Origin of the sequence: Enterobacter sp. 725m/11 (assembly GCF_011683705.1) — a bacterium.
Taxonomy (GTDB): domain Bacteria; phylum Pseudomonadota; class Gammaproteobacteria; order Enterobacterales; family Enterobacteriaceae; genus Enterobacter; species Enterobacter bugandensis.
In genome coordinates this window covers 1-23,054 of record NZ_JAAQOK010000039.1, presented here as the reverse complement: position 1 = coordinate 23,054, position 23,054 = coordinate 1, and the positions used below count along the sequence as shown (strand labels likewise).

Here is a 23,054-nt window from a genome sequence, read left to right as displayed (position 1 = left end):
TCGATACGATACGCCACCTCACGGGAGGATCCACCATGACGTATCGCAGCAAAGTCGCCGCTGTCTATCTGCTGGGCTTTTTTCTTGATTTGATCAACATGTTTATTGCCAGCGTCGCTTTTCCGGCGATGGCGCAAGCTCTTAACGCCACGCCTTCAGCGCTTGCCTGGGTCAGTAACGGGTACATTGCCGGCCTGACGCTGGCGATCCCGTTCAGCAGCATGCTCACGCGCCGTTTCGGACCAAAACGGGTCATCCTGATCTCGCTTTTTCTGTTCAGCGCGGCTTCTGCTGCGGCAGGCTTGTCTGCAACGCTGGAAAGTCTGATCGCCTGGCGCGTGCTGCAGGGCGTGGGCGGTGGCTTACTGATCCCCGTCGGACAGGCGCTAACCTGGCAACTGTTTCAGCCTCACGAGCGGGCCAGACTCTCCTCGGCGGTCATGCTGGTCGCGCTGCTTGCTCCCGCCTGCTCCCCCGCTATCGGGGGCCTGCTGGTGCAGATGCTAAGCTGGCGGTGGATATTTTTCGCGACGCTTCCGGTGGCCATCCTGACCTTTGTGTTGGCCTGCCTGTGGCTTAAACATGAAATACCCGCGATGAAAGCGGCCAGACTGCTCAACCTGCGGTTGCTCGCGGACCCGCTTTTGCGTTTTGCCATGCTTGTCTATGTATGCGTTCCTGGCGTATTTATCGGGGTGAACGTTACGGGCATGTTTTATCTTCAGCACGAGGCGAACATGAGCCCAGCCGCAACGGGTATGCTCATGCTGCCGTGGTCCGTGGCATCGTTTATCGCCATCACGGCGACGGGACGCTATTTTAACCGTTTCGGCCCACAGCCGCTGATTGTTATCGGCTGCCTGCTGCAGGCGACGGGCATTCTGCTTTTGCTTAACGTCAGTTCGGCTACGCTGCTTCCTGTCGTTGCGTTTACCCTGATGGGCGCGGGGGGAAGCCTGTGCAGCAGTACCGCTCAGAGCAGCGCTTTTTTGACAACGCGCCGGGAAGAGATGCCGGATGCCAGCGCGCTGTGGAATCTCAATCGTCAGTTGAGCTTTTTTGCCGGTGCCCTGCTGCTGGCAGAGGTGCTGAGTCTGGCGCAGAGTTATCTGGCGCCGCTCGCCGCCTGGCACGGAATGTTTCTTTTTGCCGCAGGCATGACCCTATTGCCTGTACTGTACGTTTTCCGACTTAACAATACGCAGGTGCTCGCCCAGCTGCGACAGGAGAATTCATGACGCCTTTTGAACACGACATTATCGACCTCCACATTGCGCTTGAAAACTGGTTAGGCAAAGGCGAAGGCGACTCCGACGCCCTGCTCGCCCGTTTCCGGCCAGATTTTCTGATGATCCCACCGGGAGGCGTTCATATTGACTATCACGGCCTTGTGGACTTTCTGCACAGTCAGCGAGGAAGCCGCCCCGGACTGAAGATCGTCATTGACGAATTATCCACGATCGAGCGCTGGGATCATGGCGCGGTACTGCACTACCGGGAGACGCAAACCCGGCCGGACCTGCCCGTCAACGTGCGCTGGTCAACCGCGGTGCTTAATCAGGAAGGCGGCGGGATTACATGGCGTCTGCTACACGAAACGGCCCAGCTGTAGCACAAAAGAAAAAGGCCCGTCTCACGACGGGCCTTTTTTGACGAAAGGATGCTTATTCGCGGAACAGCGCTTCGATATTCAGACCTTGCCCCTGCAGGATTTCACGCAGGCGGCGCAGACCTTCTACCTGAATCTGACGAACACGTTCACGGGTCAGGCCAATTTCGCGGCCGACGTCTTCCAGTGTCGCAGCTTCATACCCCAGTAAACCGAAACGACGTGCCAGCACTTCACGCTGTTTGGCGTTCAGTTCGAACAGCCATTTGACGATGCTCTGCTTCATGTCATCGTCCTGCGTGGTGTCTTCCGGGCCGTTGTCTTTTTCATCGGCCAGGATGTCCAGCAGCGCTTTTTCGGAGTCACCTCCCAGCGGGGTGTCAACCGAGGTAATGCGCTCGTTGAGACGCAGCATACGGCTTACGTCATCAACCGGTTTGTCGAGTTGTTCGGCAATTTCTTCTGCGCTTGGCTCGTGGTCGAGTTTATGGGACAACTCGCGCGCGGTACGCAGATAGACGTTCAACTCTTTGACGATGTGGATCGGCAGTCGGATCGTACGGGTCTGGTTCATAATAGCCCGTTCGATGGTCTGACGAATCCACCAGGTCGCGTAGGTTGAGAAACGGAACCCGCGTTCCGGGTCAAACTTCTCAACTGCGCGGATGAGACCTAAGTTGCCCTCTTCAATCAGATCCAGCAGAGCCAGACCACGATTGCCGTAACGGCGGGCAATTTTCACGACCAGTCGCAGGTTACTTTCGATCATGCGACGACGCGAGGCAACATCACCACGCAAAGCACGACGTGCGAAATAGACTTCTTCTTCGGCCGTTAGCAGTGGGGAGTAACCAATCTCCCCAAGGTAAAGCTGAGTCGCGTCCAGTACACGCTGTGTGGCGCCCTGCGATAACAGCTCTTCTTCAGCCAAATCGTTATCACTGGGTTCCTCTTCTACTAAGGCTTTTTCGTCAAAAGCCTCTGCTCCGTTCTCATCAAATTCCGCGTCTTCATTTAAATCATGAACTTTCAGCGTATTCTGACTCATAAGGTGGCTCCTACCCGTGATCCCTGAACGAGACACCCTGGCTGGCATGCCCCGTCAATTTATCGCTGCGGCAAGTACTGCAGCGGGTTTACGGATTTCCCCTTGTAACGAATTTCAAAATGCAAGCGTGTAGAACTGGTTCCGGTGCTACCCATGGTAGCGATTTTTTGCCCCGCCTTAACTTCTTGTTGTTCCCGGACCAGCATTGTGTCGTTATGGGCGTAGGCACTCAGGTAATCATCGTTATGTTTGATGATAATCAGATTACCGTAACCGCGCAGCGCGTTACCGGCATACACAACGCGTCCGTCTGCGGTCGCGATGATAGCCTGTCCTTTACTGCCTGCGATATCGATCCCTTTGTTCCCACCCTCAGAGGTTGCGAAGTTCTCGATAATCTTGCCGTCGGTCGGCCAGCGCCATGCGGTGATGGACGAACTGGCATTCTGACTGCTTGCAGTCGGTTCAGTAGAGCTAACCACAGGTGCCGTGGTCGGTGCTGTGACAACAGTCGCAGTCCCTTTATTATTCGGCAACATTTTGTTAGCAGTCTGATCACCTGAATCCTCAGAATACGTAATTACAGGTTGTGAAGCAACCACCGTGGTGGATTTTTGTGCAGGCTTGACGCTGTTATTTTGAGCCGTCACATCGGCCGCTGAAACCGTATTGCCAGGCGTCAGTGGCGTACCCGTTGCGTTGCCCACCTGGAGCGTTTGGCCAACTTCCAGAGCATACGGGGCCTGGACGTTATTGCGCTGCGCGAGGTCACGGAAATCGTTCCCGGTGATCCAGGCAATGTAGAACAGCGTATCGCCGCGCTTCACGGTATAGGTGCTGCCACCGGTATAGCTGCCTTTCGGAATGTTCCCATACTGGCGGTTATAGACTATGCGGCCATTTTGGGTCTGAACAGGCTGTTCAACTGGCTGAATCTGCGTTGGCTGTGTAACAGGATGTTGCACAGGCTGAATTTGTGGTGTTTGCTGCGGCGCAGCAGCACCCATTTTAGGCGGAGGCGTGATCAACATTCCGCTGGACGTGTTACCGGAGCCGCTGTTTCCCCCGACGGAACTGACGGGCGCAGGCGCGTTGTTGGAACTTGTACAGCCTGCCAGCCAGAGCGAAACCAGTGATAATGCCGCAACACGGCTGATGGTGAATTTAGGGCTTCCCGCGCTCATTTATCCCCCAGGAATGTGTTAACTACCAGTGACTTAAAATTTACCGTGATGACACGAATCTTTCGCGCCACACCATACGCTGAATTTGCCTTAATAACCCTGGATAAATCCGAGTCTCAGGCCAACTCCCCCTTTACCAGAGGCACAAAGCGCACGGCTTCCACGGTGTCGATAATATACTCGCCGCCGCGCCGACGAACGCGCTTCAATAGCTGCTGCTCGTCCCCGACGGGCAGAACAAGAATGCCCCCCTCATCCAGCTGCGACAAGAGCGCAGCGGGAATTTCAGGCGGAGCCGCCGTCACGATGATAGCGTCAAACGGGGCGCGAGCCTGCCAACCCTGCCATCCATCACCGTGTCGTGTCGAAACATTATGTAAATCAAGTTGTTTCAGGCGACGACGCGCCTGCCATTGCAAACCTTTGATCCGCTCTACGGAACAGACATGGTGTACCAGATGCGCCAGGATGGCGGTCTGATACCCCGACCCGGTGCCAATCTCCAGCACGCGTGAGTCGGGCGTGAGCTCCAGCAGCTCCGTCATCCGCGCCACCATATAAGGCTGCGAAATCGTCTGGCCTTGCCCGATGGGCAGCGCTACGTTTTCCCACGCTTTGTGTTCAAACGCCTCGTCTACAAATTTCTCACGCGGGACCTGAGCGAGCGCTTCAAGCACGTGCTCGTCGCGGATCCCCTGTGCGCGAAGTTGTTCCAGAAGAGTTTGTACACGTTTGCTTACCATTGCGCGTTCACTCCTGCGCGATCCAGCCAGCCCGACACCACATCATGCGCGCTATAAGCGGTTAAATCTACGTGCAGCGGAGTGACCGAGACATAGCCATCATCCACGGCGGCAAAGTCGGTGTCCGGACCCGCATCGCACTTATCGCCGGGAGGCCCGATCCAATACAGCGTGTTGCCGCGAGGATCCTGCTGCGGGATCACCTGATCGGCCGGATGCCGGCTTCCGCAGCGCGTAACGCGAATGCCCTTAATTTCATTAAGAGGAAGATCCGGCACGTTGATATTGAGAATGCGCCCGGTACGCAGCGGCTCGCGGCCGAGCGCCCGCAGGATCGAGCAGGTCACCGCGGCGGCGGTATCGTAGTGCGTGTGGCCGTTTAACGAGACCGCCAGCGCCGGGAACCCCAGATGGCGCCCTTCCATTGCCGCCGCTACCGTTCCGGAGTAAATCACGTCATCGCCGAGGTTCGGCCCGGCGTTAATGCCGGAGACGACGATATCCGGACGCGGGCGCATCAGCGCGTTCACGCCCAGAAACACGCAGTCCGTCGGCGTGCCCATCTGCACGGCAATATCGCCATTTTCAAAGGTAAAGGTGCGAAGCGACGACTCCAGCGTCAGTGAGTTAGACGCTCCACTGCGGTTACGATCGGGGGCCACAACCTGCACATCCGCAAATTCACGGAGGTGCTTCGCCAGGGTCTGAATGCCCGGCGCGTGGATCCCGTCATCGTTACTCAGCAATATTCGCATAATCACCCGAGGTGTTGATTAGTTCCCTGACAACACTGGTGGCAAAGCTACCTGCCGGCAGCCAGAAGCGTAACTCGACGGTCACGTCATCCCACCAGTTCCAGCTTAACTGCTGCGGATAGAGCAGCATCGCGCGGCGCGCTGCTTCGACTTTTTCCCGCACCAGCAAGGATTGTAATTCCGGCGCATCCGCCACGGCGGAGTGCTCAGCGCTCAACGCGTCGCCCTGGGTGCCCCAGTCGCCTGAGCCCGGCAAAGCTGCGGTAATCATCAGCGCTTTGGCATCCACGCGCGACTGCACATCGGCCATTTCTTCGGCCGTTGCCACAAACCAGCTTCCGCGTCCCGCTAATTGTAGCGCATCGCCAACAACAACTTGATTCGCGTCCGGTTTTTTCAGCCTTTCGCTCACAATCTGATTAAACAACGCGCTGCGGGCCGCCGACAACCAAAAACTGCGTTTATTCCTGTCGCGCACCGGCACATCGCTTTGCGCCCAGCGCAGCGCGCCCTGCAGGTTGCTGCCGCCAATGCCAAAGCGCTGCGCGCCAAAGTAGTTCGGAACGCCGCGTTCATTGATGGCATTCAGGCGCTTTTCAACGTCTTCACGGTTAGTCACTTCGCGCAGCACCAGCGTAAACGCGTTGCCTTTCAACGCCCCCAGGCGCAGCTTGCGCTTGTGGCGGGCGTACTCCAGCACCTTACAGCCTTCAAGCTCAAATTTGCTTAAATCAGGCATCGCATTGCCGGGCACGCGGGCGCAGAGCCACTGCTCGGTGACAGCGTGTTTATCTTTCTGCCCGGCAAAGCTCACTTCCCGGGCGTGAATTTTGAGGAATTTTGCCAGCGCGTCGGCCACAAAGCGGGTGTTGCAGCCGTTTTTCAGAATACGCACCAGGATATGTTCGCCTTCGCCATCGGGTTCAAAGCCCAGATCCTCAACCACGAGGAAATCTTCCGGGCTGGCTTTCAGCACCCCGTTCCCCTGCGGCTTACCGTGCAGGTATGTCAGGTTATCGAAGTCCGTCATTTTGCCGCCTTCACCAGCAGCGCCACGGCTTCACAGGCAATCCCTTCGCCACGACCGGTAAAGCCCAGCTTCTCCGTGGTGGTGGCTTTGACGTTGACGTCGTCCATATGGCAGCCCAGATCTTCAGCGATAAATACGCGCATCTGCGGAATGTGCGGCAGCATTTTCGGGGCCTGGGCAATAATCGTCACGTCGACGTTGCCGAGGGTGTAACCTTTCGCCTGAATACGGCGCCACGCTTCGCGCAGCAGTTCGCGGCTGTCCGCCCCTTTAAAGGCCGGGTCGGTGTCCGGGAACAGCTTGCCGATATCACCCAGCGCGGCAGCGCCGAGCAGCGCGTCGGTCAGCGCATGCAGCGCCACGTCGCCATCAGAATGCGCCAGCAGCCCTTTTTCGTAAGGAATACGTACGCCGCCAATGATAATTGGGCCTTCTCCGCCAAAGGCGTGTACATCAAAACCGTGTCCAATTCGCATTATGCCTTCTCCTGATGGGTCGAACGGGTAAGATAAAATTCCGCGAGCTGTAAATCTTCCGGGCGCGTCACTTTTATATTATCAGCGCGCCCTTCAACAAGCGTGGGGTGAAAACCGCAATACTCCAGCGCGGAGGCTTCGTCCGTGATGGTCGCGCCTTCATTAAGGGCACGCGTTAAGCAGTCGTGGAGCAGTTCGCGGGGGAAAAATTGCGGCGTCAGCGCGTGCCATAAGTCGACGCGCTCAACGGTGTGGGCGATAGCACGCTTGCCCGGCTCGGCACGCTTCATGGTGTCGCGCACCGGCGCGGCCAGAATGCCGCCCACTTTACTGGTTTCGCTCAGCGCCAGCAGGCGTGCCAGGTCGTCCTGATGCAGGCACGGACGTGCCGCGTCATGGACCAGCACCCACTGGGCGCTTCCGGCAGCCTGAATGCCCGCCAGCACGGAATCGGCGCGCTCGGCGCCGCCATCAACTACGGTAATCTGTGGGTGGTTTGCCAGCGGCAACTGCGCAAAGCGGTCGTCGCCGGGACTGATGGCGATGACCACGTGCGTCACCCGCGGGTGCGCCAGCAGCGCCGCCACGGCGTGCTCAAGGATCGTTTTATCGCCAATTGAGAGGTACTGCTTGGGACATTCTGTCTGCATGCGCCGACCAAAACCTGCGGCCGGCACCACGGCACATACGTCCGAAAAAGTTGCTGCCATGTCGTAATCCTGGGCCTGATTATCGATTGTTTTGTGCTGAGCCCTGATTGCGTTTAGACGCATCCGGAACCAGACGATAAAAGGTTTCGCCCGGCTTAGTCATACTGAGTTCATTGCGTGCGCGCTCCTCAATCGCCTCCTGGCCGCCATTGAGGTCATCAATTTCAGCAAAGAGTTGATCGTTACGCGCCTTAAGTTTGGCATTTGTTGCCTGCTGAGCCGCGACGTCATCGCTCACCCGGCTGTAGTCGTGCAGCCCGTTCTTACCGAACCACAACGAATATTGCAGCCAGACCAGCAAAGCCAGCAACAGCAGCGTTAGTTTACCCATCCTGCCCCCTGAAAAAACGGCATCATCATCCCATAACTTTCCGTTCGACTCTACTGCGGGGTTTTAATTATGTCGCAAGTTAGCCCATCAGCCATAAAAACAGCAGGCCAAAGATCACGACAACGGTGGCAATCGTGATAACCGTACTGTACAGGAGCTTGCCGTTGAAAAGGGAGTGCAGCGCAACCCCGACAACGACCGCAACGGGCATCAGCGCCAGGAAGAAGGGCCAGGTGTAGAGAAAGAAGAAAAGGGTGTTACCACCGTAGATCAAAAACGGGATACCCAGCGCCAGTAACCACGACGCAAAGCCGACTATCGCCCCAGGGAAGGACCAGGTCGTCTCATTGTCGGTGGTTAACGGTTCCGACCCGGTGGTAATAATGTAGTTTTCACTGTTGCGCATAGCTAATCCTGTGACCGTGACTCATCGTTCGGGAAGACAGCTCCCGAACGATACCGCCTCAGGATCTGATAATATCGTCCCGTCTGAGCAGGTCTAATAATTGGCTTACTAAATTTGTTACCAATTGTTGACCTTCCAGGTGAATCTCAGGCGATTCAGGCGCTTCGTAAACCGAGTCAATTCCGGTGAAGTTTCGCAGCTCGCCGGCACGCGCTTTTTTGTACAGCCCTTTCGGATCGCGCGCTTCGCAGATCTCCAGCGGCGTATCGACAAACACTTCGATAAAGCGATCCTGGCCCACGCGCTCGCGCACCATCTGGCGCTCGGCGCGGTGCGGCGAGATAAACGCCGTCAGCACCACCAGCCCGGCGTCTGCCATCAGGCTGGCGACTTCACCTACCCGGCGGATGTTCTCTTTGCGGTCGTCGTCGCTGAACCCCAAATCGCTGCACAGGCCGTGACGCACGTTGTCGCCATCCAGCAGGTAGGTACTTACTCCCTGCTGATGCAGCGCCTCTTCCAGCGCGCCCGCCACCGTGGATTTACCGGAGCCAGACAGCCCGGTAAACCACAGCACCACCCCACGGTGGCCGTGAAGCTGTTCGCGCTGGGCGACGGTGACCGGATGAGGATGCCAGACGACGTTCTCATCATGGGCGGCCATTACTTGCCTCCCAGCAGATCGCGTGCGCCCCAGTGCGGGAAGTGCTTACGCACCAGCGCGTTCAGCTCCAGCTCGAAGGCGCTGAACTCAGAGGTCACGCTCGCCTGCGCGTTAGGCTCGCGCACCATGCCCGCGCCGACGGTAACGTTGGTCAGGCGGTCAATAAAGATCAGCCCGCCGGTTACCGGGTTCTGCTGATACGGATCCAGCACCAGCGGCTCGTCGAAGGTCAGATCCACCAGGCCAATACCGTTCAGCGGCAGCTCGCTCACGTCACGGTGGGTCAGGTTGTTGATGTCCACCTGGAACTGAATGCCGTCCACGCGGGCGCGGGTTTTCTTCCCGGCAATTTTGATGTCGTAGCTCTGGCCTGCGGTCAGCGGCTGTTCGGCCATCCACACCACGTCCACGGACGCGCCCTGCACCGCCGTCAGCGTCTCCTGCGCGTCGACCAGCAGGTCACCGCGGCTGATATCAATTTCGTCTTTCAGCACCAGCGTGACCGCTTCCCCTGCCCCGGCTTCCTGCAGGTCGCCGTCGAACGTCACGATGCGAGCGATTGCTGACTCCACGCCGGATGGCAGTACCTTAACGCGCTGCCCCACCTTCACGGAACCGGAAGCAATAGTGCCGGAGAAGCCGCGGAAATCGAGGTTTGGACGGTTCACGTACTGCACCGGGAAGCGCATTGGCTGAGTGTCGACCACGCGCTGAATTTCAACGGTTTCGAGCACTTCCAGCAGCGTCGGGCCGCTGTACCACGGCATGTTCGCGCTCTGGGAGGCGACGTTATCCCCTTCCAGCGCCGAGAGCGGCACAAAGCGAATATCCAGGTTGCCCGGCAGCTGTTCGGCAAAGGTCAGGTAGCTCTGGCGGATCTCCTCGAATTTTTCTTCGCTGAAGTTCACCAGATCCATCTTGTTGACCGCCACCACCAGGTGCTTGATCCCCAGCAAAGTGGAGATAAAGCTGTGGCGACGGGTTTGATCCAGCACGCCTTTACGGGCGTCCATCAGCAGGATCGCCAGATCGCAGGTGGATGCGCCGGTCGCCATATTGCGGGTGTACTGCTCGTGCCCCGGGGTGTCGGCGATAATAAACTTGCGCTTCTCGGTGGAGAAATAGCGATAGGCCACGTCAATAGTGATGCCCTGCTCGCGCTCCGCCTGAAGGCCGTCCACCAGCAGCGCCAGGTCAAGTTTTTCGCCCTGGGTGCCGTGACGCTTGCTGTCGTTATGCAGGGAAGAGAGCTGATCTTCATAAATCTGGCGCGTGTCGTGCAGCAGGCGGCCAATAAGGGTACTTTTCCCGTCATCCACGCTGCCGCAGGTCAGAAAGCGCAGCAGGCTTTTATGTTGTTGGGCGTGCAGATACGCTTCCACGCCGCCTTCGTTGGCAATTTGTTGAGCAATAGTGGTGTTCATGGCGGCTCCTTAGAAATAACCCTGACGTTTCTTCAGCTCCATGGAGCCTGCCTGGTCGCGGTCAATCACGCGCCCCTGTCGCTCGCTGGTTGTGGACACCAGCATCTCTTCGATGATCTCCGGCAGCGTCTGCGCGTTCGATTCCACCGCGCCGGTCAGCGGCCAGCAGCCGAGGGTACGGAAACGGACCATCTGTTTTTTGATCACTTCACCCGGCTGCAGGTCGATACGATCGTCGTCAATCATCATCAGCATGCCGTCGCGCTCCAGCACCGGGCGCTCGGCGGCCAGGTACAGCGGAACAATCTCGATGTTTTCCAGATAGATGTACTGCCAGATATCCAGCTCGGTCCAGTTAGAGAGCGGGAAGACACGAATGCTTTCGCCCTTGTTGATCTGGCCGTTGTAGTTATGCCACAGCTCCGGGCGCTGGTTTTTCGGATCCCAGCGATGGAAGCGGTCGCGGAAGGAGTAGATACGCTCTTTGGCGCGGGATTTTTCTTCGTCACGCCGCGCGCCGCCGAAGGCCGCGTCAAAACCGTACTTGTTCAGCGCCTGCTTCAGCCCTTCGGTTTTCATGATGTCGGTATGCTTGGCGCTGCCGTGGACGAACGGGTTAATGCCCATCGCCACCCCTTCCGGATTTTTGTGCACCAGCAGCTCGCAGCCGTAGGCTTTGGCGGTACGGTCGCGGAATTCGTACATTTCGCGGAATTTCCAGCCGGTATCCACGTGCAGCAGCGGGAACGGCAGCGTGCCCGGATAAAACGCTTTACGCGCCAGGTGCAGCATGACGCTGGAATCTTTACCGATGGAGTACATCATCACCGGGTTAGAGAACTCGGCGGCCACTTCGCGGATAATATGGATACTTTCCGCTTCGAGCTGCCGCAGGTGAGTAAGTCGTTTTTGGTCCATAACCGTTCCTTAAGCCAAATTTACAACAGAAGAACCAAAGCCTTCTGTATCGGTTGTGTGTTGGAACCAGGCGAGGGTGCTGTGCAGCTGCACCACCTCTCCCACCACGATCAGGGCAGGCATCGGGGCGTCTTTCGCCAGGGTTGCAAGGTCTTGTAATGTGCCGATAGCGACATGCTGATCGACGCGCGTACCGCGAGAAATGACGGCAACGGGCGTCGTCGCCTCGCGACCGTGCTGAATAAGCTGTTCGCTGATGTCTGCGGCCTTCATCGTGCCCATGTATATCGCCAGCGTTTGTCGGCTCTGGGCGAGGTGCGACCAGTCGAACGGCGTGCTGTCGGCCTTGTAGTGCCCGGTCACAAAGGTGACGCTCTGGGCGTAATCGCGATGGGTCAGCGGAATGCCGGCGTAGGCCGTCACCGCAGAGGCCGCCGTGATGCCGGGCACCACCTGGAACGGTACGCCCGCCTCGGCTGCCGCCTGCAGTTCTTCACCGCCACGACCGAAAATGAACGGGTCGCCCCCTTTCAGGCGGACCACGGTTTTGCCCGCTTTCGCGGCGTCAATCAGCATCTGGTTGGTATCGTGCTGCGGCACGGAGTGTTCCCCCGCCCGTTTGCCGACGCAGATTTGCTCCGCATCGCGACGGATCAGCTCGCGCACGCCATCGGTGACCAGGTGGTCGTAGAACACCACGTCCGCATCCTGCAGCACCTGCAGGCCGCGCAGCGTCAGCAAACCGGCATCGCCCGGCCCGGCTCCCACCAGAATAATTTCCCCGCCCGTACTGCCGGGGTTATCCAGTTCGTCTTCGAGAATTTTCTGCGCCGCCGTCTCATTGCCCGCCTGCATCAGGCTGGCAAAGCGGCCGCGAAATACGCGCTCCCAGAAGCGACGGCGTTCCGTCACGCTGGTCAGGCGGTTTTTTAAATGGTTGCGCCAGTAGCTGGCTTTCTCCGCCATGCGCCCGAGGCTGGTCGGCAGCAGCGCTTCGATCTTTTCCCGCAGCACGCGCGCCAGCACTGGCGCGGTGCCGCCGGAGGAGATCGCCACCAGCAGCGGCGAGCGGTCAACGATCGACGGGAAGATAAACGAGCATAAAGGCTGGTCGTCCACCACGTTCACCAGACGGTAACGGGCCTGGGCCGCGTCGGAGACCCGCCGGTTAAGTTCCCGATTTTCAGTCGCCGCAATCACCAGCACCACGCTGTCGATCTGTGACTCGTCGAAATCCGCCTCTTCAACAACCCGCACCTGTGCCCCTGCGCGCTGCAAAAACGCGATTTTGCGATCGGCAATTTCTCCCGTGCCGACAACCAGTACCGGTCGGTCTTTTAAGGCGGCAAAAAGGGGCAGATAGTCCACAGGCAACAACTCACTAACAACGAGGAATAGAGGGACTATAGGGGGCGGCTTAGATCGAATGAAATTACGAATTGGAATGAGTAGTTACTCAATGGAATAACGCCGTGAAAAAGCAAATACCAAAAAATGCTTAACACGCGAAATTTCGGGCATTTAAGAGCAATTCAAATTGTGTATGGACGATCACAGTTTCATACTATGCACGTTATTATTTTGCTCTGTTTTTAAGGACTCACTATGTTTTCCGCAACGCGCCACCGTATTGCTGCCCTGGCGCTCGGCGTTTGCTTTATCCTTCCGGCTCAGGCAAAAAATCAACCCTATGGTGAAATCGCCACTATGCAGGCGCGACATATTGCGACGGTTTTCCCTGGCCGCATGACCGGTTCACCCGCGGAGATGCTCTCCGCCGACTATATTCGCCAGCAGTTTGCACAGATGGGCTACCAGAGTGACATACGCTCGTTTCACAGCCGCTACATCTATACCTCACGCAATAAAACGCAAAACTGGCATAACGTGACCGGCAGCACGGTGATTGCGGCGCATGAGGGGAAAGCGGCTGAGCAGATTATTATCATGGCGCACCTGGATACCTATGCGCCAATGAGCGACGCCGATATTGATAATAACCTCGGGGGACTGACGCTGCAGGGCATGGACGATAACGCAGCGGGTCTCGGCGTGATGCTTGAACTGGCTGAACGCCTTAAAAATATTCCGACGAAATACGGTATTCGCTTTGTGGCGACCAGCGGCGAAGAAGAAGGAAAACTCGGCGCTGAGAATCTCCTTAAACGGATGAGCGCTGAGGAGAAGAAAAATACGCTGCTGGTGATTAACCTCGATAACCTGATCGTGGGCGATAAGCTCTATTTTAATAGTGGACAGAGCACGCCGCGCAGCGTGCGTAAACTCACCCGCGACCGCGCGCTGGCGCTTGCCCGTACGCATGGCGTCTATGCTGCAACAAACCCAGGCGGTAACCCGGATTACCCAAAAGGCACTGGCTGTTGTAACGACGGGGAAGTGTTTGATAAAGCAGGCATTCCGGTGCTGTACGTCGAGGCGACGAATTGGGCGCTGGGCAAAAAGGATGGCTATCAGCAGCGCGCTAAATCGAAAGCGTTCCCGGACGGGACCAGCTGGCATGACGTGCGGCTGGATAATCAGCAGCACATTGATAAAACGCTGCCGCAGCGGATTGAGCACCGCAGCCGGGATGTCGTGAAAGTGATGCTACCGCTGGTGAAGGAGCTGGCGAAAGCGGGCAAAGCCTGATGTCGTTAAGCCCGGTGGCGGCTACGCCTTACCGGGCTAAAATACATTACCCTTCGTGCAATCCGCACTCGCGCTTCAGCCCGAAGAATCGCGTCTCTTCTTCCGCCATTCCCGGCTCCCATTTGCGCGTGGTGTGGGTGTCGCCTACGGACAGGTAGCCCTGGTCCCATAGCGGATGGTACTTGAGCCCGTGTTCTTGCAGGTACTGATACACCGTCCGGTTATCCCAGTCGATAATCGGCAGCACTTTGAATACGCCGCGCTGTACCGCCAGTACCGGTAAGGTTGCGCGGCTCCCGGACTGCTCGCGGCGCAGGCCGGCAAACCACGTCTGGGCGTTCAGCTCTTTCAGCGCCCGGTTCATCGGCTCAACTTTGTTGATCTCATTGTATTTCTCAATGCCCTCAACGCCCTGCTCCCACAGCTTGCCGTAGCGCGCCTCCTGCCAGGCCGCGCTTTCCGTTGCGCTGTAGACTTTGAGGTTCAGCCTGAGCTTGTCCGTCAGCTCGTCGATAAACTGGTAGGTTTCCGGGAACAGGTAGCCGGTATCGGTGAGGATCACCGGTATGTCCGGACGGATCTGATTCACCAGATGCAGGCTCACAGCCGCCTGAATACCAAAGCTCGACGAGAGCACATAATCTCCCGGCAGGTTTTCCAGCGCCCACGCTACGCGCCCTTCGGCGTCCAGCTTTTCAAGGTGGGCGTTAGTTTCTGCCAGGGCCAGAATGCGTTCGACTTTTGGCAGGTCATTAAGGGCGTTTAGATCGAGTACGGACATAATTACCTCTCGTGGTTACTCCCAGAAATCCCTGGCGGGATCGAGCACCGGGCGAATGATGCCCGCACGCACCGTAAAGTCCCCGAAGCCTTCACCCGCTTCGCGCTCTTTTGCCCAGCGCCCGACAAGCACGTCGAGGGAATCGAGAATTTCCGGCTCGGTGATGTTCTCGCGGAACATACGCGGGATACGCGTGCCGATACGGTTACCGCCCAGGTGCAGGTTATAGCGGCCCGGCGCTTTCCCCACCAGACCGAGCTCGGCCAGCATCGCGCGACCGCAGCCGTTCGGGCAGCCCGTCACGCGCATAACAATATGCTCGTCCGGAATACCGTGTTTTTCCAGAATCGCTTCCACTTTGTCCGTAAATGACGGCAGGAAACGCTCGGCTTCGGCCATCGCCAGCGGACAGGTCGGGAACGACACGCAGGCCATCGAGTTTTCACGCTGTGGCTTCACCGCGTTCATCAACCCGTGCTCGCGCGCCAGCTCCTCAATTTTCGCCTTTTCGCTTTCCGGCACGCTGGCGACGATCAGGTTCTGGTTAGCGGTGATACGGAACTCGCCTTTGTGGATCTTAGCGATTTCCAGCAGACCGGTTTTCAGCGGGCGGCCCGGATAATCCAGAATACGGCCATTTTCAATGAACAGCGTCAGGTGCCAGTTATTGTCGATGCCTTTCACCCAGCCGATGCGATCGCCGCGACCGGTGAATTCGTAAGGGCGGATCGGCTCAAATTTGATCCCCGCGCGACGCTCCACTTCCGCTTTGAACGTTTCAACGCCCACGCGCTCCAGAGTGTACTTGGTTTTCGCGTTTTTACGGTCGGTACGGTTGCCCCAGTCGCGCTGGGTGGTCACTACCGCTTCCGCCACGGCCAGCGTATGCTCCAGCGGCAGGAAGCCGAACTCGCTCGCGGTGCGGGCGTAGGTTTTCTTATTACCGTGCTCAATAGACAGGCCGCCGGCCACCAGCAGGTTAAAGCCAATCAGCTTGCCGTTCTCGGCAATCGCCACGAAGTTCATGTCGTTGGCGTGCAGATCGATGTCGTTCTGCGGCGGGATCACCACCGTGGTTTTGAACTTACGCGGCAGGTAGGTCTGACCGAGGATCGGCTCTTCGTCGGTGGTCGCGACTTTTTCCTGATCGAGCCAGATCTCCGCATAGGCGCGGGTACGCGGCAGCAGGTGCTCGGAAATTTTCTTCGCCCACTCATACGCTTCGGCATGCAGCTCGGACTCATACGGGTTCGAGGTGCAGAGCACGTTACGGTTCATGTCGTTGGCGGTCGCCAGCGCGTCCAGACCCACGGAGTGGAGCATCTGGTGCACCGGCTTCACGTTCTTCTTCAGAATCCCGTGGAACTGGAAGGTCTGACGGTTGGTCAGGCGGATGCTGCCATAAATCGTGTTTTCACCCGCAAATTTGTCGATCGCCTGCCACTGTTTGGTGGTGATCACTCCACCCGGCAGGCGGCAGCGCAGCAGCATCGCGTGGCGCGGCTCCAGCTTCTGTTCTGCGCGCTCGGCGCGGATATCGCGGTCGTCCTGCTGATACATGCCGTGGAAACGGATCAGCAGGAAGTTGTCGCCTTTGAAACCGCCGGTCAGACCGTCATTCAGATCTTCAGCAATGGTGCCGCGCAGATAGTTGCTTTCCAGCTTCATGCGCTCGGCGTCTGTCAGTTTACCTTCGACCACCAGTGGCCCTGGATGTTTTTCGCTCATTAGTAGACATCTCGCTGATAACGGCGCTCAACGCGCAGCTCACTTAAAAATTCATCCGCCGCTTCGGCATCCATACCGCCGAATTCGGCAATCACTTCCAGCAGTGCCTGCTCAACGTCTTTCGCCATGCGATTGGCGTCGCCGCAGACATAAATGTGGGCACCGTCATTGATCCAGCGCCACAGCTCTGCGCCCTGTTCGCGCAGTTTGTCTTGTACGTATACTTTTTCTTTCTGATCGCGGGACCAGGCCAGATCGATGCGGGTCAGTAGGCCCTCTTTGACGTAGCGCTGCCACTCAACCTGGTAGAGGAAATCTTCGGTAAAGTGCGGGTTGCCAAAGAACAGCCAGTTTTTACCCGGCGCGTCGTCCGCGGCACGCTGCTGCATAAAGGCGCGGAACGGCGCGATGCCGGTGCCCGGGCCAATCATGATCACCGGCGTCTCCGGGTTCGCCGGCAGGCGGAAGTTGTCGTTGTGCTCGATAAAGACGCGCACCTCGCCCTCTTCTTCCACGCGGTCCGCCAGGAAGCTTGATGCCCCACCCGCGCGGGCGCGGCCTTCGATGTCGTAGCGCACCACGCCGACGGTAACGTGAACTTCGCTTTCCACTTCCGCCTGGGAAGAGGCAATAGAGTACAGGCGTGGGGTCAGCGGACGCAGCAGACCGATCAGCGCATCGGCATCCAGCTGTGCCGGAGAGAAACGCACCATATCGACAATCGGCGTCGTCGCGGCGTAATGCTGCAGCTTCGCTTTGTCGCCCACCAGCGGCAGCAGGGATTCGCTGCGCGTTAGGGTGGCATAATTCTCGACGATATTCGGGGTGTTCACCGTCAGCTCGAAATGCCACTGCAGCGCCTCTGAAAGTGGCTGGGTTTTGCCGTCAACGGTGACGGGCTCGTCACCCTTCAGCCACAGCAGTTCCACCAACTCTTTCACCAGCGCCGGATCGTTCTGATACCAGACGCCCAGCGCATCGCCAGGCTGATAGCGCAGGCCGGAGTCGCCAAGATCGATTTCAATATGGCGCACGTCTTTTTCCGAGTCGCGGCCCGTAATTTTCTGGTTCACCGACAGGCTCGCCGTCAGCGGCGACTCTTTGGTGTACGGGCTGGTGTGGATCTCATTGACGGTGCCCGCAGCGGTCACCGCGGCCTGTGCTGGCGTCTCTTTCGGGACGCGGGCTTTCAATACCTCAACGATGCGCGCACGCCATTCAGCGGCGGCAGTCTGGTATTCCACATCCGCGTCCACGCGGTCCAGCAGGCGCTCCGCGCCCAGCTCCGCCAGCTTGCTGTCGAAATCTTTACCGGACTGGCAGAAGAATTCATAGGAGGTATCGCCCAGGCCAAAGACGGCAAACGCCGTGCCGTTCAGCTTCGGCGCTTTTTTCGAGAACAGGAACTTATGCAGCGCCACCGCTTCTTCAGCGGGTTCACCTTCACCCTGGGTCGAGGCGACCATCACCAGCAGTTTTTCTGACGCGATTTGTTTGAATTTATAATCCCCGGCGTTGACCAGGTTCACGTTCAGTTTGGCGGCCAGCAGATCATCACGCAGCGCTTCGGCCACGCGGCGGGCGTTGCCCGTCTGCGAGGCGCTAATCAGCGTAATGGCAGGAATTTCCACGGCCGTTGCCGGTGCGCCAGCCACCGCGCCAGGCTGCTGGTTGAGCATTCCCCAGAAATAACCGGAGACCCAGGCAAGCTGAGTGGGAGAAAAATCAGAGGTGGCAGCCTGAAGGCGCGCCAGTTGCTCCGGGTTAAGGGGAAGCAAATTTGAAGGTGGGGCCTGTGTTGTCATGCGTCGTTATGTTCCAGTAGCCAAGCGGACTTTAAGCGAATAAATCCAAACTGAAGATAAGGTTAACGGCGTGGATAATAACAATTAAAGAAGGGATGGAAATAATAAATAACCAAATGGACTAACCTGTTTTAGTTATCGTTCTTAGCGATAAAAACGATTGAATAACCATTTGAAATAAAAGAATAAAAACCAATAATCACCCTGAATACCGGGCGTTCACCGTTCAGAGCCGTTTTAGTTAATGCTAAAAATTGTGCTTTCCGGTACTATGCGGCGGTTTTTTCCGCATTACTGAGAGCGATCATGTCCACCACACTGTTTAAAGATTTCACCTTCGAAGCCGCCCACCACCTTCCGCACGTTCCTGCAGGACATAAATGCGGCCGCCTGCACGGGCATTCGTTTATGGTGCGTCTTGAGATCACCGGTGAAGTTGATCCGCATACCGGTTGGATCATGGACTTTGCCGAGCTGAAGGCCGCGTTTAAGCCGATCTACGATCGTCTGGATCACTACTATCTCAACGATATTCCGGGCCTGGAAAACCCGACCAGCGAAGTGCTGGCAAAATGGATCTGGGATCAGATGAAGCCGCTGGTACCGCTGCTGAGCGCGGTGATGATCAAAGAAACCTGCACGGCAGGCTGCGTGTATCGCGGAGAGTAAAAAAAAGCCCGGCAAAACCGGGCTTTTTTCTAGGCAATATTCAGATACTTGTGCGTCTGCATCGACAGCCGCCAGTTGCGCGCAATGCAGGTTTCAATGCACAGGCGCGTCGCATCCTCTTTCTGGCTGATCGGCTGCAGGGCGATTACCCGCTGCTTCTCATCCGTCAGCGTTGCCAGCAGTTCATCCAGCGCTTCGATATCACGTACGCGTCCTACCGGATGCTTAATTTCATCCGCGCGCTCCAGCGCCTGAGACAGCACGTCATACCCGCCACGCATATTCACTTTTGGCGATACCGTCACCCAGGTGGTGTGCGAGCAGCGCACTTCATGGGTGCCGCTGGTCTCAATCTGGCAGCTGTAGCCGTTCTTTTCGAGCAGCTCGGTCAGCGGCGTCAGATCGTGAATGCAAGGTTCGCCGCCGGTGATGACGACGTGGCGAGCCGTCCAGCCCTGGCGACCAATAATGGCCAGCAGGTCTTCTGCACTGCCCGCGCCCCACTTATCGCTCTCTTTGGTTTTCGCCAGAATGCTAAACAGCGACACTTCCCGATCTGCGAGCTTATCCCACGTATGTTTGGTATCACACCAGGCACAGCCAACCGGGCATCCCTGTAAACGAATAAAGATAGCGGGAACGCCGGTAAAGTAACCCTCGCCTTGCAGGGTCTGGAACATCTCGTTAATCGGGTACTGCATAGTCATCTCAGTAAAGGGGATAAACGATAAGTATCGCAGATCCCCGTCGGATGGTCATGCTCCATCGGTGCTTTGCGCGCTAATCGCCGCCATAAAGCGCGCGGTAATTTGCTGTGGGCGGGTGATCGCCCCGCCGACAACGACCGTATGCGCGCCCAGCGCCAGACACCGGGCCGCGCGCTCGGGCGTATCCACGTTGCCTTCGGCAACCACGGGGACCGTCACGGCCGCCAGCACCGCTTTCAGGAACGCACAGTCATTCTCCGGAAGCGTATGGCCTGCCGTTTCCGCCGTATAGCCGTACAGCGTGGTACCGACGCAGTCAAAGCCAAGCGTCTGCGCCGTCACGGCTTCGTCTACGGTGGAAATATCTGCCATCAGCAGTACCGAGGGGTAACGTGAGCGGATGGCCGTGACCAGTGTTTCCAGGGATTCACCGCCAGGACGTTCCCGCGCCGTCGCATCAAGGGCAATGATTTCCGGAGAGACGGCCATGAGCTCATCCACCTCTTTCATCGTAGCGGTGATAAATACTTCGCTCCCTGGATAGTCCCGTTTGATGATGCCGATAACCGGTAAAGACACCTGCTGTTTAATGGCCTCGATATCTACCACGCTGTTGGCGCGAATGGCGAAGGCTCCACCCTGTGCCGCCGCCAGCGCCATTCGCGACATGATAAACGGGCTGTGCAGCGGTTCGTTTTCCAGCGCCTGACAGGAGACGACCAGTTTTCCCTTCAGGTTATCCAGTACATTTTTCATTACGATAAAATCTCTTCCACTTCGTTTTTGATAATCGTGACGTGCGGGCCATAAATGACCTGTACACCGTTACCGCGCACGATAACGCCGCGCGCGCCGGTGGCTTTCAGCGCCGCGTCATTCACTTTGCTGCCGTCTTTGACCGTCACGCGAAGCCGCGTGGCGCAGCAGTCCACCTCTTCCAGATTGTCTTTTCCTCCCAACCCGGCGATCACCGCCGCAGCGCGCTCGCTTTGCGGCAGGCTGACGTCATCCACCATCGCCTCCTTTTCACGGCCCGGCGTGGCGAAATCAAAGCGGTTAATCAGGTAGCGGAAAGTGAAGTAGTAGAGGAAGAACCACGGCACGCCGACCAGCGGAACGAACATCCAGTTGGTTTTGGCCTCCCCCTGCAAAATGCCGAACAGCACGAAGTCAATAAAACCACCGGAGAAGGTCTGCCCGATGGTGATGTGCAGCATGTGCGCGAGCATAAACGCCAGCCCGTCAAACAGCGCGTGAATGACGTAGAGCACCGGGGCAATGAACAGGAAGGAGAACTCGATGGGCTCGGTAATTCCCGTCAGGAATGAGGTTAACGCCGCGGAGAGCAGCAGCCCGGCAACGCGCTTTTTGTTCTCCGGTTTCGCCGTGTGGTACATCGCCAGGCAGGCACCAAGCAGGCCAAACATCATCGTGATAAAGCGCCCGGACATGAAGCGTGACGTGCCTTCATAGAAATGCTGCGTGTTCGGGTCGGCGAGCTGAGCGAAGAAGATCCGCTGCGTGCCCTCAACCAGGTGGCCGTTGACGATCTCGCTGCCGCCGAGCGCGGTGGTCCAGAACGGCAGATAGAAGATGTGGTGCAGACCAAACGGGCCAAGCATGCGCAAAATAAAGCCGTACAGCAGCGTGCCAAGATAACCGGTGGCATCCACCAGCCCGCCCAGACCAAAAATAAGCTTCTGGAAATGCGGCCAGACCACGGTCATGATCGCGCCAACGAGTATCGCCGCCAGCGAGCTGATAATCGGGACAAAGCGCGAGCCGCCAAAAAAGCCCAGGAACTGCGGAAGCGCTATCTTGTTAAACCGATGATGCAGCGCGCAGGTCACGAGACCAATCACCACGCCGCCAAACACCCCGGTTTCCAGCGTCTGAATACCCAGCGTCATGCCCTGCCCTACAGCGCCCGGGTTCTCGTGCGCCAGTTTGCCGGTGAGGATCAGCAGCGCGTTGATGGTGGCGTTCATCACCAGAAACGCGAGTAGCGCTGCCAGCCCCGCCGTGCCCTTATCGTTTTTTGCCAGCCCGACGGCCACCCCAACCGCAAACAGCACCGAGAGGTTCGCAAACACAATCGAACCCGCACTGCTCATGATGGTGAAAATGGCCTGTAGCCAGCCCACATCTAAAAACGGATAGGCCGCCAGCGTATTAGGGTTCGATAACGCCCCGCCGATACCGAGCAGCAGACCCGCCGCGGGCAATACGGCGATAGGCAACATAAAGGATTTGCCAAAGCGCTGCGCTTTTTCAAACCATCCACCCGACGAAGCGCCACTGAATATTTGCATCATTTTTTCATCCCCCCATTAAAAGATGAAAATTTTTACCATATAAATATTTTATAGTGAAAATTATCATCGCAAACCAGGAGGCCGATCATACTTTTTTAAAATGACTGGCATCTTTCCCCCGCTTTCCGCCACACTAGTCGCAATGAAACACATTAAGGACGTGGCATGTCGGACCATGAAAACCTGCTGCTGAAGCTCCGCCAGGAGGCTTCCGGGTACAGCCCAACGCAACAAAAACTCGGTGAGTTTGTCCTCAGCGACCCTGCCCGGGTGCTCTACCTGACCATCACCGAACTGGCGCGAGAGAGCCACACCAGCGAGGCCAGCGTGACGCGTCTTTGCCGGACGCTCGGGTGTAAGGGGTATAACGAATTCAAAATGGCGCTGGCGCTGGATATTCAGCAGGGGCAGCCCGCACGTCAGGCGGGGGATGAGATTGACAGCGTGGTGGATGAATCGGTGCAGGCTTTACAGGATACCGCGAGACTCCTCGACCGCGCGCTGCTTGAAAAAGCCGCACTGGCGCTGCATCAGGCGCAGTCCGTGCAGATTTATGGCGTCGCGGCCAGCGCAATCCTCGGGGAGTATCTGCATTACAAGTTATTAAGGCTGGGTAAATCCGCACAGCTGTTTAGCGATATGCACCGCGCAGCCATGAATGCGACCACGCTTTCGGCAGAGACGCTGGTGGTGGCGATCTCCAGCTCCGGTTCAACGCGAGATTTACTTCACGTGGTGAAACTTGCCCGCAAGCGCGGGGTGAAGGTTCTGGCGCTCAGCAACACGCCCCGCAGCCCGCTGGCGTCTCTTAGCGATATGCTGCTGGTGGCCGCCAAGCCAGAAGGCCCTCTTAGCGCGGGCGCGCTCAATGCCAAAGTTGGGGTGATGCTGCTGGTCGAATTACTTACGACATCCATGATTGCGATGGATGGTCATTACGCTGACGTCAGCCAGCAAACGGCCAGCGCCACGCTTCCTCTTCTGCTCTGAAAACCATTCGCAGGCTAAATAAAATAGCCTGCGTTTTATTTTTCTCAATTTTACTTAAGCAGGGCTCAATTCATTCTGTCTCTTATACACATCTGACGCTGCCGACGACGGA

24 protein-coding genes are annotated in these 23,054 nt (G+C 57.5%); 5 read left to right on the top strand and 19 right to left on the bottom strand.

The annotated features are described in order from the left end of the window. Positions 1–35: 35 nt before the first annotated feature. Together HBA26_RS16625 and HBA26_RS16620 are read left to right on the top strand one after the other, a co-directional pair. Positions 36–1,238, top strand: a complete 1,203-nt coding sequence (locus tag HBA26_RS16625; RefSeq protein WP_048959484.1) for an MFS transporter — start codon at positions 36–38, stop codon at positions 1,236–1,238. After that, a complete protein-coding gene (locus HBA26_RS16620; protein WP_048959483.1) occupies positions 1,235–1,612 on the top strand; it encodes a DUF4440 domain-containing protein in 378 nt (125 codons plus the stop codon). The genes HBA26_RS16625 and HBA26_RS16620 overlap by 4 nt, the downstream gene beginning before the upstream one ends. A 52-nt stretch (positions 1,613–1,664) precedes the next feature. On the opposite strand, the gene rpoS is transcribed toward HBA26_RS16620, so the two are convergent. The 13 genes from rpoS to cysG all read right to left on the bottom strand — a co-directional run bounded on the left by rpoS (position 1,665) and on the right by cysG (position 12,657). Beyond that, entirely contained in the window at positions 1,665–2,657 is a 993-nt protein-coding gene (gene rpoS, locus HBA26_RS16615) for an RNA polymerase sigma factor RpoS (protein WP_013098493.1), read from the bottom strand. A 59-nt stretch (positions 2,658–2,716) separates the two neighbouring features. Beyond that, a complete protein-coding gene (gene nlpD / locus HBA26_RS16610) occupies positions 2,717–3,841 on the bottom strand; it encodes a murein hydrolase activator NlpD (protein ID WP_126344962.1) in 1,125 nt (374 codons plus the stop codon). 116 nt (positions 3,842–3,957) lie between these two features. After that, on the bottom strand, positions 3,958–4,584 hold the full coding sequence (locus tag HBA26_RS16605; protein WP_028014237.1) for a protein-L-isoaspartate(D-aspartate) O-methyltransferase: 627 nt from the start codon (positions 4,582–4,584) through the stop codon (positions 3,958–3,960). Beyond that, positions 4,578–5,339: a 5'/3'-nucleotidase SurE gene (gene surE / locus HBA26_RS16600; RefSeq protein ID WP_041908434.1), complete on the bottom strand. Its 762-nt coding sequence runs from the start codon at positions 5,337–5,339 to the stop codon at positions 4,578–4,580. Before surE ends, HBA26_RS16605 begins: the two co-directional genes overlap by 7 nt. Continuing rightward, positions 5,320–6,369, bottom strand: coding sequence for a tRNA pseudouridine(13) synthase TruD (truD, locus tag HBA26_RS16595; RefSeq protein ID WP_047367485.1), 1,050 nt, complete (start codon positions 6,367–6,369; stop codon positions 5,320–5,322). Before truD ends, surE begins: the two co-directional genes overlap by 20 nt. After that, on the bottom strand, positions 6,366–6,845 hold the full coding sequence (ispF, locus tag HBA26_RS16590) for a 2-C-methyl-D-erythritol 2,4-cyclodiphosphate synthase (protein WP_006811766.1): 480 nt from the start codon (positions 6,843–6,845) through the stop codon (positions 6,366–6,368). Before ispF ends, truD begins: the two co-directional genes overlap by 4 nt. Next, the gene (ispD, locus tag HBA26_RS16585; protein WP_126326394.1) at positions 6,845–7,555 is read right to left on the bottom strand and encodes a 2-C-methyl-D-erythritol 4-phosphate cytidylyltransferase; all 711 of its coding nucleotides are present in this window, start codon (positions 7,553–7,555) and stop codon (positions 6,845–6,847) included. The genes ispF and ispD overlap by 1 nt, the downstream gene beginning before the upstream one ends. Positions 7,556–7,574: 19 nt before the next feature. After that, a complete protein-coding gene (ftsB, locus tag HBA26_RS16580; RefSeq protein ID WP_003862095.1) occupies positions 7,575–7,886 on the bottom strand; it encodes a cell division protein FtsB in 312 nt (103 codons plus the stop codon). 79 nt (positions 7,887–7,965) lie between these two features. Continuing rightward, positions 7,966–8,292 carry a DUF3561 family protein gene (locus HBA26_RS16575; RefSeq protein ID WP_028014241.1) on the bottom strand — a complete coding sequence of 109 codons (327 nt, stop codon included), beginning with the start codon at positions 8,290–8,292 and terminating at the stop codon, positions 7,966–7,968. Positions 8,293–8,350: 58 nt separating this feature from the next. Beyond that, the gene (cysC, locus tag HBA26_RS16570; RefSeq protein ID WP_028014242.1) at positions 8,351–8,956 is read right to left on the bottom strand and encodes an adenylyl-sulfate kinase; all 606 of its coding nucleotides are present in this window, start codon (positions 8,954–8,956) and stop codon (positions 8,351–8,353) included. Continuing rightward, positions 8,956–10,380 (bottom strand): sulfate adenylyltransferase subunit CysN, encoded by a 1,425-nt coding sequence (gene cysN, locus HBA26_RS16565; RefSeq protein WP_048959480.1) that lies wholly within the window; start codon positions 10,378–10,380, stop codon positions 8,956–8,958. The genes cysC and cysN overlap by 1 nt, the downstream gene beginning before the upstream one ends. A gap of 9 nt (positions 10,381–10,389) precedes the next feature. Continuing rightward, positions 10,390–11,298: a sulfate adenylyltransferase subunit CysD gene (gene cysD, locus HBA26_RS16560; RefSeq protein WP_008499613.1), complete on the bottom strand. Its 909-nt coding sequence runs from the start codon at positions 11,296–11,298 to the stop codon at positions 10,390–10,392. Between the two features lie 9 nt (positions 11,299–11,307). Beyond that, on the bottom strand, positions 11,308–12,657 hold the full coding sequence (cysG, locus tag HBA26_RS16555) for a siroheme synthase CysG (RefSeq protein ID WP_162196524.1): 1,350 nt from the start codon (positions 12,655–12,657) through the stop codon (positions 11,308–11,310). A 246-nt stretch (positions 12,658–12,903) separates the two neighbouring features. Here cysG and HBA26_RS16550 point away from each other — a divergent pair, with 246 nt between their 5' ends. Beyond that, positions 12,904–13,947, top strand: a complete 1,044-nt coding sequence (locus HBA26_RS16550) for an aminopeptidase (RefSeq protein WP_126344961.1) — start codon at positions 12,904–12,906, stop codon at positions 13,945–13,947. A gap of 46 nt (positions 13,948–13,993) precedes the next feature. Here HBA26_RS16550 and cysH read toward each other — a convergent pair whose 3' ends face one another. Genes cysH through cysJ form a run of 3 tightly spaced genes read right to left on the bottom strand, consistent with a single transcriptional unit; the run spans position 13,994 to position 18,261 of the window. Further along, positions 13,994–14,728: a phosphoadenosine phosphosulfate reductase gene (gene cysH, locus HBA26_RS16545; RefSeq protein WP_126344960.1), complete on the bottom strand. Its 735-nt coding sequence runs from the start codon at positions 14,726–14,728 to the stop codon at positions 13,994–13,996. A gap of 15 nt (positions 14,729–14,743) precedes the next feature. Continuing rightward, the gene (gene cysI / locus HBA26_RS16540; protein WP_166720960.1) at positions 14,744–16,456 is read right to left on the bottom strand and encodes an assimilatory sulfite reductase (NADPH) hemoprotein subunit; all 1,713 of its coding nucleotides are present in this window, start codon (positions 16,454–16,456) and stop codon (positions 14,744–14,746) included. Further along, positions 16,456–18,261 (bottom strand): NADPH-dependent assimilatory sulfite reductase flavoprotein subunit, encoded by a 1,806-nt coding sequence (cysJ, locus tag HBA26_RS16535; protein WP_126344958.1) that lies wholly within the window; start codon positions 18,259–18,261, stop codon positions 16,456–16,458. Before cysJ ends, cysI begins: the two co-directional genes overlap by 1 nt. Before the next feature lie 303 nt (positions 18,262–18,564). Here cysJ and queD point away from each other — a divergent pair, with 303 nt between their 5' ends. Continuing rightward, positions 18,565–18,930 (top strand): 6-carboxytetrahydropterin synthase QueD, encoded by a 366-nt coding sequence (queD, locus tag HBA26_RS16530; protein WP_206512918.1) that lies wholly within the window; start codon positions 18,565–18,567, stop codon positions 18,928–18,930. Positions 18,931–18,959: 29 nt separating this feature from the next. Here the strand turns inward: queD and queE are convergent, their stop codons facing one another. From queE to HBA26_RS16515, 3 genes are read right to left on the bottom strand one after another with little or no spacing between them, the layout of a single operon-like run. Next, on the bottom strand, positions 18,960–19,631 hold the full coding sequence (gene queE / locus HBA26_RS16525; RefSeq protein ID WP_028014249.1) for a 7-carboxy-7-deazaguanine synthase QueE: 672 nt from the start codon (positions 19,629–19,631) through the stop codon (positions 18,960–18,962). A 54-nt stretch (positions 19,632–19,685) separates the two neighbouring features. Next, complete coding sequence (locus tag HBA26_RS16520; protein ID WP_045261276.1) at positions 19,686–20,393, bottom strand: N-acetylmannosamine-6-phosphate 2-epimerase; 708 nt, start codon at positions 20,391–20,393, stop codon at positions 19,686–19,688. Beyond that, the gene (locus HBA26_RS16515; RefSeq protein WP_069732761.1) at positions 20,393–21,952 is read right to left on the bottom strand and encodes a maltose/glucose-specific PTS transporter subunit IIC; all 1,560 of its coding nucleotides are present in this window, start codon (positions 21,950–21,952) and stop codon (positions 20,393–20,395) included. Before HBA26_RS16515 ends, HBA26_RS16520 begins: the two co-directional genes overlap by 1 nt. A 165-nt stretch (positions 21,953–22,117) precedes the next feature. Here HBA26_RS16515 and HBA26_RS16510 point away from each other — a divergent pair, with 165 nt between their 5' ends. Beyond that, positions 22,118–22,942: a MurR/RpiR family transcriptional regulator gene (locus tag HBA26_RS16510; protein WP_048959475.1), complete on the top strand. Its 825-nt coding sequence runs from the start codon at positions 22,118–22,120 to the stop codon at positions 22,940–22,942. The last annotated feature ends 112 nt before the right edge of the window (positions 22,943–23,054 follow it).